The sequence below is a fragment of the Hymenobacter sp. genome, assembly GCF_031398885.1.
Taxonomy (GTDB): domain Bacteria; phylum Bacteroidota; class Bacteroidia; order Cytophagales; family Hymenobacteraceae; genus Hymenobacter.
The window spans coordinates 1-14,494 of record NZ_JANNOD010000097.1; the positions used below are offsets into that span (position 1 = coordinate 1).

The 14,494-nt window shown below is 61.4% G+C and carries 11 protein-coding genes; 4 read left to right on the forward strand and 7 right to left on the reverse strand.

Annotated features, from left to right (window positions below):
- Positions 1–201: 201 nt before the first annotated feature.
- Entirely contained in the window at positions 202–1,371 is a 1,170-nt protein-coding gene (locus tag RMO51_RS18220) for an HRDC domain-containing protein (RefSeq protein WP_310397053.1), read from the reverse strand.
- 252 nt (positions 1,372–1,623) lie between these two features.
- On the opposite strand from RMO51_RS18220, the gene RMO51_RS18225 reads away from it, so the two are divergent.
- Positions 1,624–4,719: a TonB-dependent receptor gene (locus RMO51_RS18225; protein WP_310397055.1), complete on the forward strand. Its 3,096-nt coding sequence runs from the start codon at positions 1,624–1,626 to the stop codon at positions 4,717–4,719.
- Between the two features lie 54 nt (positions 4,720–4,773).
- Positions 4,774–6,099, forward strand: coding sequence for a RagB/SusD family nutrient uptake outer membrane protein (locus RMO51_RS18230; protein WP_310397058.1), 1,326 nt, complete (start codon positions 4,774–4,776; stop codon positions 6,097–6,099).
- A gap of 91 nt (positions 6,100–6,190) precedes the next feature.
- Here RMO51_RS18230 and RMO51_RS18235 read toward each other — a convergent pair whose 3' ends face one another.
- Positions 6,191–7,102: a prohibitin family protein gene (locus RMO51_RS18235; RefSeq protein ID WP_310397061.1), complete on the reverse strand. Its 912-nt coding sequence runs from the start codon at positions 7,100–7,102 to the stop codon at positions 6,191–6,193.
- Between the two features lie 95 nt (positions 7,103–7,197).
- Positions 7,198–7,662 carry a hypothetical protein gene (locus RMO51_RS18240; RefSeq protein ID WP_310397062.1) on the reverse strand — a complete coding sequence of 155 codons (465 nt, stop codon included), beginning with the start codon at positions 7,660–7,662 and terminating at the stop codon, positions 7,198–7,200.
- Positions 7,663–7,807: 145 nt separating this feature from the next.
- Between RMO51_RS18240 and RMO51_RS18245 the strand changes: the two genes are divergently transcribed.
- Positions 7,808–8,038, forward strand: a complete 231-nt coding sequence (locus RMO51_RS18245) for a hypothetical protein (RefSeq protein WP_310397065.1) — start codon at positions 7,808–7,810, stop codon at positions 8,036–8,038.
- Positions 8,039–8,196: 158 nt separating this feature from the next.
- On the opposite strand, the gene RMO51_RS18250 is transcribed toward RMO51_RS18245, so the two are convergent.
- The 3 genes from RMO51_RS18250 to RMO51_RS18260 all read right to left on the reverse strand — a co-directional run bounded on the left by RMO51_RS18250 (position 8,197) and on the right by RMO51_RS18260 (position 10,807).
- A complete protein-coding gene (locus RMO51_RS18250; RefSeq protein ID WP_310397066.1) occupies positions 8,197–8,505 on the reverse strand; it encodes a hypothetical protein in 309 nt (102 codons plus the stop codon).
- Between the two features lie 90 nt (positions 8,506–8,595).
- Positions 8,596–9,888 (reverse strand): S-adenosylmethionine:tRNA ribosyltransferase-isomerase, encoded by a 1,293-nt coding sequence (locus RMO51_RS18255; RefSeq protein WP_310397068.1) that lies wholly within the window; start codon positions 9,886–9,888, stop codon positions 8,596–8,598.
- Positions 9,889–10,006: 118 nt separating this feature from the next.
- The gene (locus tag RMO51_RS18260) at positions 10,007–10,807 is read right to left on the reverse strand and encodes a class I SAM-dependent methyltransferase (RefSeq protein ID WP_310397070.1); all 801 of its coding nucleotides are present in this window, start codon (positions 10,805–10,807) and stop codon (positions 10,007–10,009) included.
- A 349-nt stretch (positions 10,808–11,156) separates the two neighbouring features.
- On the opposite strand from RMO51_RS18260, the gene RMO51_RS18265 reads away from it, so the two are divergent.
- Positions 11,157–11,786, forward strand: coding sequence for a hypothetical protein (locus RMO51_RS18265; RefSeq protein ID WP_310397072.1), 630 nt, complete (start codon positions 11,157–11,159; stop codon positions 11,784–11,786).
- An 86-nt stretch (positions 11,787–11,872) separates the two neighbouring features.
- On the opposite strand, the gene priA is transcribed toward RMO51_RS18265, so the two are convergent.
- On the reverse strand, positions 11,873–14,416 hold the full coding sequence (priA, locus tag RMO51_RS18270) for a primosomal protein N' (protein ID WP_310397075.1): 2,544 nt from the start codon (positions 14,414–14,416) through the stop codon (positions 11,873–11,875).
- Positions 14,417–14,494 lie beyond the last annotated feature (78 nt).

Genomic DNA, 14,494 nt, shown 5'->3' on the forward strand with positions numbered 1-14,494 from the left:
GCCGATTGCCTGAGAGTTCTGCTTAGAGTCTATCCTCATAGGCAGGTGATAGCAGTGGGCGGTCATGCAGAGCGGAGCAAAGCATCTCGCGTGAATCGGCAGAAAAGCGTGATTACTGCCACACGCGAGATGCTTCGCTCCGCTCTGCATGACCGCCCACTGCTATCACCTGCCTATTAGGATAGACTCTAAGCAGAACTCTCAGGCAAACGGCTGGGAAATCTGCCCGTAGTCTTCGCCGTGGCGCTCGGCCGATTCGCGCAGCAGTTGCTGCTGCCAGGGCCGCAGGGCCGCCGTGGCGCCCAACTCAATGATTTCAGCGATGAGGCGGTTGCTGAGCACCATGTTGGCCATGGTGCCACCGTGGTCGGTCGAGAGGTGGTTTTTGAGGGTATTGAGCAGGGTCTCGCGGGCCTCGGCGCGGTTGGCAGCGGGGCCGTTGAGCCGGCGGCGGAACGGAAACTTGCGCTGCTCGGGCGCCAGGGGGGCCTCGGGGGCCAGGTCGGTGGTGCCGATGGCCAGCAGTTGCTCGGCGTAGGGCGAGCGTTTCAGCTCTGGGTGCAGGCCGTTGGCGCCGCGCAGCTGGGCGGCGGTTTCGATGGGCTGGCGGGCCAGCTCGGCCAGCCGGTCGTTGCTGAGCACGTGGTAGGGCGGGCGGTCCAGCTGCCGGGCCACCGCGTCGCGCAGCATGTACAGCTCCCGGAAGATGGGCATTTCCTGGGCCGAAATCTTGTATTTGGCGGCGTTGCGCGACCACGGGCGCGGGTCGTCGCGGCCGTAGCGGACGGCCTCCAAAGCCAGGTTTTCCTGGGCCGCCCACTCGTCGCGCCCCAGCTCGGCGAGGCGGGCGCTGAGGCGGTCGGTGAGTTCGAATAAGTAGAGCACGTCGTTGGCGGCGTATTCTTTCTGGCCCTCGGTGAGCGGGCGTTTCAGCCAGTTGGATTTTTGCTCCCCTTTGTCCACCTCAAAGCCCAGCTCCACCTGAATGAGGCGGCCGAGCGAAATGTTGTTGTCTTCAGCAGCCAGCAAAGTGAACTGCACACTGGTATCGACGATGTTGCGGCAGTTTACGCCGAACACTTCGTCCAGCAGCAGGATATCTGATTTGCAAGAGTGAAATACTTTGGCAACGCTGGGGTCACGCAGTACGGTAAAGAGGGGCTCCAGGTCGGCCGCCATGTCGGACAGCGGCAGCGGGTCAATCAGGTAGGCTTCCCGACCGTCGAACACCTGAATCAGCGCTAGGTGGCGGCCGTAGCGGTGACGCATGTCATCAAACTCCAGGTCGATGGCAATGCGCGGCAGGGTAGCAAAGTGCGCGGCGGCGTCAGCAACAGCGTCGACCGTGGTGAGGTAATGAATTACTGGCATCAGGGATGGAAAGGAGAACGGCAAAGCCGGTGGGAGGCGCGGCGGGGGCTTGGGGCAGTAAAGGTAGGGGTGCAGGGAAGGCGATGGGAGAATAACGGGTAAAACAATAAATTAGGCGTGTGTGAGTATCTTCAAGCTTGCATTGGTAAGCAATGAGTGCGAGTAGTTAATTATTTCACCGTTACCATTGCGTTAGTTTGCAGGACTGACTCTTGATTTTCCCACTGATTCAACTCACCAACCCCCACTCCCATGAAGCACAAACTACTTACCCATCTCAGTGTTCTGCTGCTCTTTGCGGCGTGCCTGTGCCCTGCCTTGGCGTGGGGACAAGCCACGGCCATCAGCGGCCGGGTGTCGGGGTCCGACGCAGGACCCATTCCCGGGGCTACCGTACTGGAGCGGGGCACCACCAACGGGGTGAGCACCAGCGCCGACGGTACCTTCAGCCTAAGCGTGCAGCCCGGCGCCAGCCTGGTCATCAGCTCGGTGGGCTACACGGCTCAAACCATTGCCGTGGGCAGCCAAACCAGCATCAACGTGACGCTGGCCGCCGCGGCTACTGAACTTAACGAAGCCATTGTGGTGGGCTACGGCACTCAGTCGAAAGCGGACCTGACGGGTTCGGTGACCCAGCTTTCGGGGCGTGAGGTGCAGAATGCCCCGGTGCCCAGCTTCGAGCAGGCCATCCAGGGCAAAGCGGCCGGCGTGTTTATCGAGAATACCAGCGGCAAGCTGGGCCAGGGCATTAAGGTGCGGGTGCGCGGCACCAGCTCGGTGAGCGGCGGCAACCAGCCGCTGTATGTAATCGACGGCATTCCGCTCATCTCGGAAAACCTCTCGGGCACCGACGCGGCCACCAACCCCATTGCCGACCTGAACCCGAACGACATCGAAAGCATCAGCATCCTGAAAGATGCCTCGGCCTCGGCCATTTACGGCTCGCGGGCCACCAACGGCGTGGTGCTCATCACCACCAAGCGCGGCAAGGCCGGCGACTCACGCTTTACCCTGGGCTACCAAACCGGTCTGAGTGAGCCCACCAATAAAAAGGAGTTTCTTAACGCCACGGAATACGTGGATTACTTCCGCGAAGCCGGTAGAAACGCCGGTTTGGAGGCTTTCACCGAAGGGCGCCTGCAGCGCTACTCCGCTGGCAATGACGACTACAAAACGGGCGCCGTGAACACCGATTGGCAAGACGAAGCGTTTCAACGCGCCCCGTTCAGCCAGTACGACCTGAACGCGAGCGGCGGCAACGACAAAACCCGCTACTTCATTTCGGGCCTCTACAGCAACCAAAGCGGCATTCTGATTGGCAACAAGTTCGAAAAAATTGGCACCCGCTTCAACCTCGACCAGAAGGCCAGCGATAAGCTGTCCTTCGGCATCAACGTAGGCCTGAGCCGGACGCGCAACAACCGCATTTCGAACGACAACGCCTTCAGCACGCCCATGCAGATTGTGGCCCTGGCGCCCATCACGCCTACCATCGACCCCCGCACGGGCTTGGCGAGCGGCGCGCTGGACTTAGCCACCGGCAACCCCAACACCAACTTTCCCACCTACTATAACCCCGTGCTGAGCCGCATTGGGTCGAGCTACGTAGCCACGGTGTACCGCAACCTGGGCAACGTATTTGCGCAGTACGAGTTTGTGCCGGGCCTGACCTTCCGCAGCGAAATTGGCCTGGACTTGCTGAACCAGGAGGAAAACCAGTTTTCCGGCCGCATCACCGCTCGCAATAATGGCCCAAACAACGGCGACGGCTTCAACCGCCGCGTGACCGTGGCCCGCTATACGACCAACAACTTTCTAACGTACCGCAAGACGTTCAGCGAGAACAGCACCTTGGAAGTGGTGGCCGGTATGGCTTTTGAAGAACGCCGTTTCAAGTCCAATAGCGTTTCGGGCCAGCAATTCCCCAGCGAATTGTTCAAAACCATTGTTAGTTCGGCCAGCATCAACAGCGGCTTGTCGAACGAATCGCGCAATACCCTGCTGTCTTACTTTGGCCGTACCAACTACGCTTTCGCCAACAAGTATCTAGTGAGTGCCAGCTTGCGGGTCGATGGCTCTTCGCGTTTCGGGGCCAATCAGAAGTACGGCTATTTTCCGGCCGCTTCAGTGGGCTGGGTGCTCACCGAGGAGTCGTTTCTGCAAGACCAAAACGTGTTGAGCTTTCTAAAGCCGCGTGTGAGCTACGGATTGACTGGCAACCAAGAGTTTATTGATTTTCCCTCGTTGGCCCTGTTTGCCGGTAATGCCGGTTATGCCGGCATCGGCGGTCAGCGCCCGAGTCAATTAGAAAATAAAGACCTTAAATGGGAGTCGACGGCTCAAGTAGATGTCGGGTTGGAGTTTGGCTTCCTAGATAACCGCTTGAGCGGCGAGGTAGATGTGTACCAAAAGAAAACGAAAGATTTGGCCCTCAACGTGAACGTACCCGGCACTTCAGGTTTTACTCGGCAGTTTCGCAACGTGGGCAAGCTGGAGAACCGGGGCGTTGAGTTCGTGCTGAATACGCGCAACCTCATCGGCGACTTCACTTGGGCTACCAGTTTCAACGCGTCCATCAACCGTAATAAGGTGACCAACCTGGACGGGCAGGTGATTGAAGGCGGCTTCTTGAACCGCGCCATCGAAGGCCAGCCCCTGGGCTCGTTCTACGGCAAGGAATACGCCGGTGTTAACCCCAATAACGGGTCTGCGGTGTATTACCTGAACACAGCAGGAGCCGATGGCAGCGTCAACCGCGACACGACCAGCAGCTACGCTGCCGCCGAGCGGGTGCTCATCGGCAACCCCAACCCCAAGTGGACCGGCGGCGTTACCAATACCTTCAGCTACAAGGGTATCGACTTTGGTTTTACTTTCCAGGGCGTGTTCGGCAACGAGGTATACGACGGCGGGGGCAAGTTCCAGTCGGCCAACGCCGGCGGCGGGTTCGACAACGTGACCCGCGACCAGTTGGGCCGCTGGCAGAAGTTGGGTGACATCACCAATATCCCGCGCGCCGTGCTCTTCGACGTGTACGGCACCGGCGGGTCGGGCGAGTCGTCGCGCTTCATCTCGGATGCCTCCTACGTGCGCCTGAAAACGGTGACGTTGGGCTACAACATCCCTTTGTCCCTCGTGAAATCGGCCCGTCTGCAGTCTGCTCGCCTGTATTTCAGCGCGGTTAACTTGCTGACTTTTACGGACTACAAAGGGTGGGACCCGGAGGTGAACGCCGACTACCTGGCCAGTGGCGCCAATACGGGCACGGGCAACATCGCCCAAGGCAACGACTTTTACTCGGCTCCGCAAGCCAAAACCTTCACGTTTGGGGTGAACATCGGGCTGTAAGCCCGGGCCCTCCCGCACTAGTGTTGGTTTTCCTCCCCCTTTGATTTTACACTCATGAAAAAGAATCTGCATTATTTTGCCCTGGCCGCGGCGCTGGTCACCGGAGCCCTGGCAAGCTGCAACAGCAAGCTCGACGTGGAGCCCATCGACCAGGTGCGCGCCGAAAAAGCCTTGCTCACTTCCGCCGACGTGGAAGCGGCCCTGGTGGGCTCCTACAACGCCCTGGGTAGCAACCGCCTCTACGGCGGGTACCTTCAGTTCTACGCTGAATTGCTGGGCGATAACGGCGATATCGACTTCGTTGGCACATTCACCCAGCCCCGGGAGTTCATCCAAAAAACCATCCTGGTTAATAATACCTTCGCGGCCGGCACTTGGACCGATGCTTACGAAGCCATCAACATCACCAACAACGTGCTGGCTAACACCGACAAAGTGGTAGCAGTGCGTAAAAAAAGGGTGGATGGCGAAGCGAGGTTTATTCGTGCAGCCCTCTACTTTGAGTTGGTCCGCCTGTATGCCCGCGATTGGGGCGACGGTAATCCGCAAAGTAACCCGGGGGTGCCGCTAGTGCTTGCTCCTACCGCCGCGATAAATGAAGCGTCGCGGGTTGCGCGCAGTACCGTGGCCGAAGTATATGCCAGGGTGATTATGGACCTTGATACAGCCGAAGCCAAGCTGCCGGTTACCAATGGTTTCTTTGCTACCAAAGGTGCCGCCGCCGCCATGCTGGCGCGCGTGTACTTGCAGCAGGGTCGCTACGCCGAAGCTGCTGCTGCTGCCAACCGCGTCATCGCGTCGGGTCGCTACCCACTCATTGGCACGTTTGCCGAGGAATTCGAGGTAACTACTAACACACCAGAGGATGTTTTTGCCATCCAAATTACCGTGCAGGATGGCTTAAATGACTTGAATACATATTTCTCGGGTAGCCAGCGCGGCGATATCGAAGTCAGCGAAGATTTTATCGATTTGTACGACGCCAATGACGAGCGGGGGAGTTTCTTCGACGACGTTTACACCCTCAAGTTCGACAAGCAGTACGGCAACGTGAAAGTCATTCGTTCAGCCGAAATGTACCTGATTCGGGCCGAAGGCAACCTGCGGCAGGGCACGGCCGTGGGTGCTACTCCCTTATCTGACATCAACCGTGTTCGGGACCGAGCGGGTGCTACGCCCCTTGCGGTTGCCAGCATCGATAGCGTACTTAACGAGCGCCGGTTGGAACTGGCCTTCGAGGGCTTCCGCTTGCACGACCTCAGGCGCTTGAAGCAGAACGTAGGCTCGCTGCCCTTCAACGCGCCGCGACTTATCCTACCTATTCCCCAGCGTGAACGAGACGTCAACCCCAACTTGGTTCAAAATGACTTCTATTTGTAAGTCGCCAGCGCTAACAAGAAGGTAATAAAAGAGGGCCGTGACACATGTCACGGCCCTCTTTTATTACTCATCATACTTGTCAGTCCGATAATTACCTATCCCCAATCAACAGCTGCGGGGCCGCGCCACGGGCGCCGCCCATGATGATGACCTTGGCGTTGGGCGAGGTGGCGATGGCCTGGTTGGCTTTGATGGTTTCGTACTGCAACAGCTTGTCGCTGAGCTGGGTGTTGATGATGCGCTGGTAGTCGGCAATGCCCTGGGCTTCGACGCGCTTGCGGTCGGCTTCCTGGCGCTCTTTCTGGACCACGAACTGCATTTTTTGGGCGTCCTGCTCGGCTGAAATCTTGCTTTCGATGCTGGTCTTCACCGACTGCGGCAGTTGGATGTTGCGGATGAGGAGCTGGTCGAGTTGCAAGCCGTTGGTGCGGAAATCTTTCTCGATGGCGGCCAGGATGCGCGTTTGAAACTCCTCGCGGCGCGTCGAGTACAGCGCCACGGCGTCGTAGAACACCGCGCCGTCGCGGATGCGGGTGCGGGAAATGGCCCGCACGATTTTGTCCTGGTAATCCTCGCCAATGGTGGCCAGGATTTTGGGCGCCTGGGCGGGCACCACGTGGTAGAGCACCGTGAGGTCGATGACGACTTCCAGGCCGTCGGCCGAGAGCACGCGAATGGCGTCGTCGCCGGCCTGCTGGCCCTCGCCGTGCACCGCCGACATCGTGTAGTTCTGGGTGCGGGTGTCGAAGCGGGTCACGTCCACCAGCGGGTTGACCACGCTCAGGCCGGGCTGAAGCACGCGGGGCTGCACTTGCCCAAACAGCGTCTGAACGCCTACTTGGCCCACCCCAATCTGCACCACGGTGCTCAGGGCCAAGCCCAGCACCAGCAGCGAGATGCCGAGGAAAATAAGGCCGCCGCGCAGGCTTTCCAGCCGCTCGGAGAACCGCCCGGCGTTCAGGCCGACAATCAAAATAATAAAACCAAAAATGGTAAGAGCCATGGAAATTACCTGGGTAGGCAAAAAGAAAAAATGAACAAAGGCAAACGGGTGTCAATCCGTCAAGCGGCTAGTTTTCAACAAATAAACCCAATGATTCATTCGCTTTCGCCGGCGTCGAAATCGAGGGTACGGGCGAGGGCCACGGCCTCCTGGGCCACGGCAGCGAGCAGCTCCGGCGCGTCGGCGGCGAGGGTGCGGCCGAAGAGGTTGAGCAACTCTTCGCCCTGCTCATTCACGTACAGATTCTCGTAGAGCCGGTCGAAAAGGCGGGCCTCGCGGCCCACGATGCGGTCAATGCCCTCCGGCGAGTGGGCTTCGTGCAGGGCGCGGTGCAGCACGTCGAGCACCTGCCGGCTTTCGTCGTGGTCGCCGAGCTCCGACACCAGCTTGAGTAAGCCCATGGCCAAGCCCAGCCGCACCTGCTCGAAGCGAAAGGGGCGCTCGGTGGGCGCGGCGGCCTGCAGTTGGTCGTAGGCCCGCAGGGCGGTGGGAGTGAGGTAGTACTGCTCGTCGTTGGGCACCGTGAAGGCGAGGTGAAGCAGCTGTTCGTAAGGCGTCATGAAAGGGGCGGGCGTAAAAGCCGCAACACGGCCGGGTGTGGCGCGTAGATGAAGGCCGAAAGGTACGCGTCCGAGCCAACCTGTGCGGTTCATCGCACCATTGACGGCTTCATTACACCCACACTTTTTTACGCCATCTCATCTAATGACTCACAAATCCAAATGGCTGCTGTTTGCTCCGCTCGGCTTGGCCACCGTTGGCGCTGGCGCGAGCATGGTGCACTGGGCCGGTTCCCTCAAAGACCAGAGGGTTCCCACCGCCGAGTGGGTGGGCGCCGGCACTGCGGCGCTGGTCGTGCTTAATGCCGGGCTTAGCCTGTTTGGGCGAAGCATACTTGAAAAAATGCGCCACGAGCTGCACGAGAACGGGCAGTGAAGGCACCGCCGATTGCCTGGCGGGCTGCTGGCCGGAACAAAAAAGGCCCCGCGATTACCAGCGGGGCCTTTTTCAGGGGAAATGGAAAAGGAAACAATTGGAAGACCAGCCAGTGGACGCCGAGTGGTCTGGTGCCCGAACGGGGTGGATACGACGAGCTATTCGGTCTTGGCTTCTGCTTTCTGGGTGCTGCGCTTCACGGCGCGGCCAGCCTTTTGAGTGCCGCTTTTCACGGCGCTGCCGGTTTTCTTTGCGCCGCGCTCCACGGCGCTGCCGGCCTTGCGGGCTACGTTGCCGGTTGCATCTTTGGTGTTGTCGAGGGCTTGGCCGACGTTGGTTTTGCCGGTTTTGGTTACTACTTTTTCCGTGCCGTTATCCCGTACCTTAACTTCAGTAGTCGGGGTGGTTTGGGCAAAAGCAGTGGTGGCGAAAGCAAAAAGGGCGAGCAATAAGATGAGCTTTTTCATGGGGCGTGATTCTAGGGGAAGGATACTGTGGGGACTTGTACGGGTCCCATTTTTAAAGGTTTTTGCAGCCGCTTCCCCGAAAATATTGGCTCAACACTCCGCGTCCGGGGCATCGGTGGCCGCAGGCATTAGCAGCGAGCTGTCGCCGTAACTCAAGAACCGGTAGCCGTGGGCCAGGGCATGGTCGTACACGGCGCGCCACCGCGGCCCCAGCAGTGCGGCCACCAGCAGCAGCAGCGTGCTTTCGGGCTGGTGGAAGTTGGTAATGAGACCGTTGACTATTCGAAACCGGTAGCCCGGCGCAATCAGCAGGCGCGTGCTGGCCTGCAGGGTGTCGGTGCCGGTGGCTTCGAGGTGCTGGAGCAGCGCCCGCAGGGCCGCTTCGGGGCTGATGCGGGCGGCGGGCTCCGCCAAGTCGTACGGTTGCCATTGGGTAACTAGCAGCTCCGGTCGGTTGGCCACAGCCGCTTCGGCCGTTTTGGGCGGAACAAGCAGTAGCCCCACGCCCAGCCAGTAGAGGCTTTCGAGGGTGCGCAGGCTGGTGGTGCCCACGGCCAGCACGGGTCGGGGCCGATGGGCCAGCAACTGGCGCAGCAACGCGGCCGTGACCAAAATGGGCTCGGTGTGCATGGGGTGGTCGGCCATGCGGTCGGCCTTCACCGGCTGGAACGTGCCGGCCCCCACGTGCAAGGTGATGTGGCCCGAGGAAAAGCCCCGCTGCTGCAGCTCCGCCAGCAGTTCGGGGGTGAAGTGCAGGCCGGCGGTGGGGGCGGCTACGGCACCTTCGGCGGCAGCGTACACGGTTTGGTAGCGCACGGCATCGGTGGCGGTATCGGGCCGGTCGAGGTAGGGCGGCAGCGGCAGGTGGCCGCTCGTCCGCAGCACTTCGGCAAAGGGCAGTGCGGCCGGCTCCCAGCGGAAATCAATGAGTGCCGTGCCAGCTTCCGCCGCCTGGCGCTCGGCCCACAGCGTGGCGGGCTGGCCGTCGGCGGTTTCAAAGTCCACCGTCACGGGTCCTTCCTTCCAGCGGCGGCCATTGCCCACCAGGCAGCGCCAGGTGCAGGCGGCGGTTTGCTGTAGCGCGAGTTCCAGGCTGCGGTGCGGGGCCACGGGCTCCAGGCAAAACAACTCCACCCGCCCGCCGGTGGGCCGCCGGGCCAGCAGCCGCGCCCGCACCACGCGGGTATCGTTGAATACCAGCAGCGCGCCGGGCGGCAACTCGGCGGGCAGGTCCCGAAAATGCTGGTCGGAAAGCTGCCCCTCCCGGCTCACCAGCAGGCGGCTGGCGGCGCGGTCGGGCAGGGGCTCGGGCGCAATGCGGCCAGCCGGCAGGGGGTAGGTGAAATCTTGGATGGAGAGGGCGCGCGGGTCGATAGGGCTCATACAGCCGCAAAGGTCGGACAAGTCGCGCACGCTTCAGCTTGCGCCGAGCGGGGCACAGCGCGTGGCTACCCGGCGGAAATAGGCGGCCAGCCAGATTTCGCACAAGCCCAAGCAGGCACTACTTCCGCCGGAACAGCAGCAGGTGCTGCTGGGGGAGCGTCTCGATGGTTTCAACAAACTCCAGGCCCACGGCGGCCATTTCCTTGCGGGCCTGCTCCACGCTCATCTTGTGGATGCGCTTGATGGGCACATTGGGGTCTTCGGCCCGGTACTCGACCAGCGCCAGGCGGCCGGTGCCGGGCCGCAGCGCCCGGCGGATGGCCCGGCCCATCTCGCGCGGGTGGTCAAACTCGTGGTAGGCGTCCACAATCAGCACCAGGTCCACGCTGTCGGCGGGCAGGGCCGGGTTGGTGGTGGTGCTCAACACGGGGCGCACGTTGGGCGCGTTCAGCTTGCGCCGGTTGGCCCGCAGCGCCGCAATCATTTCCGGTTGGATATCGACGGCCAACACTTGGCCTTTGGGCACTTTCTTGGCCAGCTGAAACGAGAAAAAGCCCGTGCCGGCCCCAATATCGGCCACCACATCGGTGGGCTTCAGCTTCAGAACCTTAATCAATAAGTCGGTGCCTTCCTCCTGCTGCCGGCCGCTGCGTTCCAGCCAGTCGGCGCCTTCGTGGCCCATGACGTGGGCAATCTGGCGGCCCATGTAATAGGTGCCAATGCCGTTGGGGTCGCGCGGCGGGGCAATCACGTAGCCGCTGGTATCGGCGCGCACCACGGCCTGCAGGCGCTGCTCAGAACGGCTGGAGGGCCGGGTTTCGGCGGGTAGCTGGGTGCAGCCCAGCACCAGCAGCCCGATGCCGCTGGCCGCGCTCGCGGTGGCCACTGCCCGCTGCCAGGTTGAAAAACAGTAATTCATGGGTTTGCAAGTAAGCACATTTGCGTGGTTAGAGCGGTTTCGGAATCGGTGTACATGCTCCGGCCGGGCCCACCTCACGAGACCCCTGCGGGGCAGGCCCCGGTTCGCTTGAGGCGCAAAGCCAAAAGAGTGGGGAGTTAGACGACCGGTACACCAACCCCGAAACCGCTCTAACAGCGAGGTCGGGCGGCGCGTTCAGCGGGGTCCGGCCGGGTGCGCTGGCCGGAGCCAGGGGCACCGCGTGCCACGATATTTTTGGAAGGCACTGGTCAAAGTATGGCGAATACTTGTCTGGTTGTAGCTTTGGCCGTAGAACGAGCATTTTAATTTACCACCATCCCGCTTACTCATGAATAACTTTTCCCCCTCCTGGTCCAAATTAGTGGCAATGGCCGCTTGCGCCCTGACCCTGGGCAGCTGCAACCGGGCCGAGTACGCCATGCTGCCCAAGGGCAGCTCCTACCACGGCGTAACCCGCGTGGCTACGCCGGTGCCCGCCCGCCGCCCGGTGCCCACCGTGGCAGCGGCCCCCGCGCCCGCCGTTACCGCGCCCGCCACCGCGTTGCCAGCCGCACCGGCCAAGCAGGCTCCGGCGGCCCTTGAAAAGCCCCAGCCCATTGCCGTCACGCCGGCGCCGGCCCCCGCGCCCGCTGCCTCGGCCCTGGGTGCCGCCGCTACCCCCAGCCAGACCGCCCCGGCCCGCAAGCCGAGCCTCGTGCAGCGCCTGGCTTTGGCTAAGCTGACCAAGAAGCTGGAAAAGGCCACGCAAAAATCAGGCTCGGCCCGCCAGCACGGCAATACCGCCGCCACGCAGAAACTGGAGGGCCGGTTGCGTCAGGGCATCATCCTCGTATTGATTGGACTTGTAGTCGAGATACTGGCCGCCGCCATCGGCTCAGGATTGGTCTACTTGCTGGGCGCCATTCTGATACTCATCGGCCTAATAGTAATTGTCCTCTATTTGCTCGACGAGCTGTAGGAATTGCCCCTCCGCCAAACAAAAGCCCTGACCCGATGCAGCCATCGGTCAGAGCTTTTGCATTGCTGCCATTTCAAGCAGCAACGCTACATCGGGTCCACATCGGCGACCAGGCGGGCCTGCTTGAACTCCTTCTGGTCCTTCACCACGTCCATGGCGGCGCACACCTGCTCCTTGGCCCATTTCAGCGCCGTGTGGGCGCGGTCGAGCTTGATGGTGATTTCCTGAAGGTAAAAGTTGCGGATGCGAAAGATGTACGGCGCCTCGGGCCCGAGCACGGCCGCCCGGCCCAGCCGTTCCACCAGTTCCTGCGTCAGCATAATGGCGGCCTGCTCGCCCAGGCCCTGCTCCACGTGCTTCACCGTCATCTTGATGATGCGCATGAAGGGCGGGTAGCCGTGCTCCTGGCGCTGCATGATTTCGTAGTTGTAGAACTCCGCGTAGTCGTTGCGAATCACCTTGTCGAAAATCACCTGGGTGGGGTCGGCGGTTTGGATAATGACCTTGCCCTTCTTGCCCTTGCGCCCGGCCCGGCCGCTCACCTGCACGAACATCTGGTAAGCCCGCTCGTGGGCCCGGAAATCGGGGTAGTGGATGATGCTGTCGGCGTTGATGATGCCCACCAGGCTCACGTTGGCGAAGTCGAGGCCTTTGGTGACCATCTGGGTGCCCACCAGCACGTTGGTGGTTTGCTGCTCGAAGTCGCCGATGATTTGCTGGTAGCTGTTTTTGGCGCGGGTCGTGTCCAGGTCCATGCGCTGGATGTTGGCCTGGGGCAGCATGATTTTGAGGTCGTCCTCAATTTTCTCGGTGCCGAAGCCCTGGGTTTTCACGGCCCGCGAGCCGCAGGCGGGGCACTTGCTCACCATCGGGTCGTGGTAGCCGCAGTAGTGGCAGCGCAGCTCGTGGCTGTGCTTGTGGTAGCTCAGGCTCACGGCGCAGTTGGTGCACTTGGGTATCCAGCCGCAGTCCTGGCAGGCCACCACGGGCGCGTAGCCGCGCCGGTTCTGGAACAGAATCACCTGCTCCTGCCGGCCCAGGGTGCGCTCCACTTCGCCCAGCAGGTCGGCCGTGAAGTGGTTGTGCATGGTCTTCTTTTCGCGGGCCTTGCGGGTGTCCACCAGCTCAATGTCGGGCATGCCGGCCTCGCCGAAGCGCTTGGTGAGCGACACCAGCTCGTAGCGGCCCTGCTTGGCCTGGTAGTAAGTTTCCACGGCCGGAGTGGCCGAGCCGAGCAAGGTTTTCGCGCCCTGAAAGTTGGCCATCATCAGGGCCACTTCGCGGGCGTTGTAGCGCGGGGCGGGCTCGTACTGCTTGTAGCTCGACTCGTGCTCCTCGTCCACGATGATGAGGGAGAGGTTATCAAACGGCAAAAACACCGCCGAGCGCACGCCCACTACCACCTGAAACCGGCCCGAGAGCACCCCATTCCACACCTCCACCCGCTCGTTATCCGAGAACTTGGAGTGGTACACGCCCAGCCGCGAGCCGAATACGCGCAGCAGCCGGGTCACAATCTGGGCCGTGAGGGCAATTTCGGGCAGCAGGTACAGCACCTGCCCGCCGCTTTCCAGCGCCTTGCGAATCAAGTCGATGTAGATTTCCGTCTTGCCGGCACCCGTCACGCCGTGGAGCAGCACAATTTCCCGCTCCCCGAAGTGGGCCATGATTTCATCGCGCGCCGCCGTCTGGGCCTCGGTGAGCGCGAAGTGGAGCTGGGCCGTGGGCTCGTTCTCCAGCGGGAAACGCGACACAATCACGTCAAACTGCTCCAGCACGCCGTTTTTGATGAGCGTGTTCACCGCCGAAGCCGACAGGTGCGGGCTGCTGGTGAGGGCCGCTTTCTCGATGCCCTGTTGGTTGGCGTGCTCGTTCTGGTGCACCGGTACGCGCTGGAGGTACTTCAGCAGCACGTCGAGCTGTTTGGGTTTGCTGGCCAGGTTGCCAAACAGTTGCTCGATGGAAGCTTCGGCAATGAACAGGTGGGCCAGCCGCACTTTCTTCACCACCTTGGGCGCGTACTTATCGGCCGTGTGCTCAAAAAGGAAGATGACGTCCTTGTGCATCAGGGACTTTATCACCTTGTGGAAGGAGGTAATGCCCAGCAGGTCGCCCACTTCAGTGAAAGTCAGTGCTTTGCTTTCTTCGGGAGCACCCAATGCTTCCACAATTAACGCTTCCTGGGCCGAAAGCGGGTACTGGTTTTCTTCCCGCGAAAAGCCGGGGTGCAGTTGAATGCGCGACTCCGAGCTCAGCTTGAGCGCCGAGGGCAGGGCCGCGTTGATGACCTCGCCGAGGGTGCAGAGGTAGTAGTCGGCCATCCAGCGGAACAGCTTGAGCTGCGGCTGGGTCACCACCGGGGCGTCGTCGATGAATTCGAGGATGTACTTGGCCTGGTACTCCTTCGGCGCGTGCTCGTGCACGGCCGCCACAATGCAACTGAGCGTCTTTTTGGCGCCAAACTGCACAATGACCCGGCCCCCAATCACCACGTTGTCGTTCAGCTCGTACGGCACCCGGTAGGTGTAGAGCCGGGGCAGGGGCAGGGGCAGAATAACGTCGGCAAACAGCGTGACCCGGTCGGCCGCCGGGGCGGCGGCGGGGGAAGTAAAATCAAGAGCGAGACTCAAAGCAACGAATGGCAAAGGGGCGAATAGTAAAGATAGCGCAGCCTGCGGAGCAGCTCGCCCACCGGGAAGCCTCACCCC